Source organism: Phyllobacterium sp. (genome assembly GCF_037994405.1).
Classification (GTDB): Bacteria; Pseudomonadota; Alphaproteobacteria; order Rhizobiales; family Rhizobiaceae; genus Phyllobacterium.
Window position 1 is genome coordinate 1 of the sequence record NZ_JBBNAN010000349.1, and the last position, 3,238, is coordinate 3,238.

The 3,238-nt window shown below is 57.9% G+C and carries 3 protein-coding genes; all 3 read right to left on the reverse strand.

From position 1 onward, the window contains the following. Window positions 1–674, reverse strand: a 674-nt coding sequence (locus AAAC48_RS19395; RefSeq protein ID WP_340655756.1) for an NADP-dependent oxidoreductase, incomplete at its 3' end; no start/stop codon positions are given. Between the two features lie 40 nt (window positions 675–714). After that, the gene (locus AAAC48_RS19400) at window positions 715–1,881 is read right to left on the reverse strand and encodes an adenylate/guanylate cyclase domain-containing protein (protein WP_340655757.1); all 1,167 of its coding nucleotides are present in this window, start codon (window positions 1,879–1,881) and stop codon (window positions 715–717) included. A 58-nt stretch (window positions 1,882–1,939) separates the two neighbouring features. Beyond that, a partial coding sequence (locus AAAC48_RS19405; protein WP_340655758.1) for a DHA2 family efflux MFS transporter permease subunit occupies window positions 1,940–3,238 on the reverse strand: 1,299 nt, incomplete at its 5' end.

Genomic DNA, 3,238 nt, shown 5'->3' on the forward strand with positions numbered 1-3,238 from the left:
GCAATAATGGTTGCGGATGGCCTCGTTTGCCACAGGAGCTTGCTTCTGTAATCCACCGCCTCATCCGCGCCAAGACTTCGCACATAGGCAAGGTCTGCGGCGCTGGCAGTCGCAACGACGCGAACACCGGCCCGATGCGCCAGTTGCACCGCGTAGGCACCGACACTGCCTGCACCACCATGAATGATGACGGTCTGGCCCGCGGCAAGTTTTCCGTGCTCAAAGAGCGCTTGCCAGGCCGTGACAGCCACGACCGGAACGGACGCAGCTGCATTGTCGTCGAGTGAGACTGGCTTCTTTGCGATCATTTTGGCTGAGGCAATGGCGTATTCGGCATAGGCACCAACGAACTGGCTGTTGGTTACGCCAAAGATTTCGTCGCCTGGCGCAAACTTCGTAACGTCCGGGCCGACCAACTCCACAATGCCGGACAGGTCGGAACCGAGGGTAAGCGGCAGGGGCTGCGGTAATGCACTCTTGCCGGCTCTGATCCAGCCATCCCAGGGACCGACACCAATGGCGCAAACCCGCACCAGCACTTCGCCGGGACCCGGCTGCGGCCGGTCGATCCTCTCCAACACCATGACGTTCGGTGGTCCGAATTCGTGAACCCGCCATGCCATCATGGATTGTTCATTGCTGCCCTTGCTCGGTGCAGCATTTTGGTCACTCATGCCCATTGTCGTTCCTTTCGTATTGAATATTGATGATTTTTCATTTGCCTTCAAAGAGTTCGACTGGATTTTTGAAGCCTTTTAATAGCCGAGTACCAATGGAATTCTCGATCCCAGAGCCATTCGCGATTACGAAAGGTGCCGACATCAGCAGTTCACGTCCCTCCTGGCTGCAGACGTGCTGGATCCTGCTGACCATGTTGACGTCAGGGCCAATCAGCGTGAAATCGAGACGGCGGCCGGAGCCGATATTGCCGTAGCTGACTTCGCCATAATGCAGGGCCACGCCCACGCTCACTTTCATTCCGGCGATTTGCGTCGTCTCTATTTTCTCCAGGATTTCCGTCGCTGCTTGACTGGCCGCAGCCGTCGCCCATGCGGCGCTGTAACCCGGAAAGAATGCGAGCACGGCGTCGCCCATGAATTTCAGCACTTCGCCTCCCTGACCCGTGATTGCCGGGACCACCGTGTCGAAATAGCCATTCAAAAGTTGCATGACTTCACTGGCGGGCAGTCGGTTGGAAAGCTCGGTGAAGCCGCGCAGGTCGCACAGCAACAGCGCCGCATCGATGGACTCGATTTCACCCTGCCTGATGCGTCCGCCGAGAATGCGCTGCGCCGTCAAAGGTCCGACATAGGTGTCGAGCAGGCTGAGCTCGACCTGACGCAGCGTACGCAACTCACAGGCATTGCGCAGCGCAGGCATGATGCGTTCGATGATCTGGCGTTCGGACTCGGTAAAACCTGTCGGGCGTTTTGTTCCGAAGGCGGCAGCACTTACAGGACCATCGGCATTGCACAGCGGCACAATAAACAGCTGGACGAGCTCTCGTGCGGCAAAGATGTCCATATATTGCCAGCTTGCGCCGGCTCCCTCGCGCCCGGCGATAATTATCTCCCGTGTTTTCATCGACTGGCGGAGCGCGCTGTCCAGGAAAGCGGGACTGACAGCGCCATGGAGCCGGTCATGAATCTCGACGGGTTCCTCTGGAGCCCAGGCAACGCTTCTGCCCAAATACTCTGGATGCAATGTCATCAGATGGAGAGTGAGGCGATCGACGGGCAGCCCTATTGCCTGGAGCTGGCGTCCGAGCCCGAAAATGAGACCGGCTTCATCCAGTGAATGGCATTCATCTCCGGAAAGCCACTCGATGATTGCGAGCACGGATCCTCCATTGATTGTGCGGCGTCTGGGCTGATCCCTCATGTCGGCGGAGATCGGGATTTGCGTAGTATATGTCGTGGAAGTCGCTCCTGTTGACATTTCAATGCGCGCCGCCGCCGGACAGTTGACCGGGCTTCTTGAGAAGCAGTGCGGCGAGAAGCGCGATCACCAGGGCAACGCCGAGCAGGAAGAACGTATCGCTGAAGGCCATGATGTTTGCTTGTTGGCGCAACCGAAAAGCGATGGCCACCAGCGCCTTATGGCTGGCGGTTGCGTGATCGGCTATGCCATGGTTCATGAAATATGCGGTCAGGCTGTTGATGCGATCACGTGTTGCTTCCTCGAATAGCGACACCGAATTGGTGAGCACATTCGAATGGTACTGTTCGCGCTTGGTCAGGAATGTCTGCAGGGCCGCGATACCAACAGCGCCGCCAAGGTTGCGCATCATGTTGAACAGGGATGAAGCAGAACCCGCATTCTCCTGTTCGATGCCAGCGGTCGCGATCGCCGACAGGGGAGTGAACACCAGTGCCTGGCCGATGGCGCGGACGATATTGGGCCAGAACAGCTGATCACTTGCATAATCACCGGTCATGTGAATGTTCATGAAGTTGCTGGCGGCGAACAGGGCAAAGCCAATGACGATCAGGATACGCACGTCGAAGCGCTTCATAAGGCGCGGAACCAGCGGGATCAGAACCAGCTGCGGCAGGCCGGTCCAGGCAAGCACCATACCAATCTGTTCGGCATTGTAGCCCTGGATTCGCGTCAAGTAGATCGGCAAGACGAATACGGAACCATAGAGGGCAATGCCCAGGAGGAAGTTGGCGACGATGCCGAAACCGAAATTGCGGCGCAGCAGCAGTCGCAGGTTCAACAGCGGGTGAGCGGTGCGCAGTTCGATCACCAGGAAGAGCGACAGCGAGATTGCGGCAATGATCGACAGGCGGACGATGAAGGTTGAGCCGAACCAGTCGTCCTTGTTACCCTCTTCCAGCACGGTCTGCAGTGACGCAAGTCCGATCGCCATGGTGATGATGCCTGGCCAGTCACCCTTTGCCAGCAGCGAAAGGTTCATGGGCGAGCGATCCAGCGAGACCCACAGCATTGCGACCATGATCGCCCCCGGGACCAGATTGACATAGAAGATGTATTCCCAGCCCCAGTTCTCCGTGAGGTAACCACCGATCGTCGGACCGATGGCCGGAGCAAATGTTGCCGACAGGGCAAAGAGCGCAAGCCCGATGGGCTGCTTGGCCTTTGGCAGCAGGGTGATGATGATGGTGAAGGCCATCGGGATTAGTACGCCGCCACTGAATCCCTGGACGGCGCGGAGCACGATCATCTGCTGCAAATTGGCAGCAAAGGCACAGGCGACCGAGAAAATCAGGAACAG

Bases quoted from the DNA above. Each gene is read 5' to 3' on its own strand.
- AAAC48_RS19400 (WP_340655757.1), bottom strand. From the start codon at position 1,881: ATGAGGGATCAGCCCAGACGCCGCACAATCAATGGAGGATCCGTGCTC.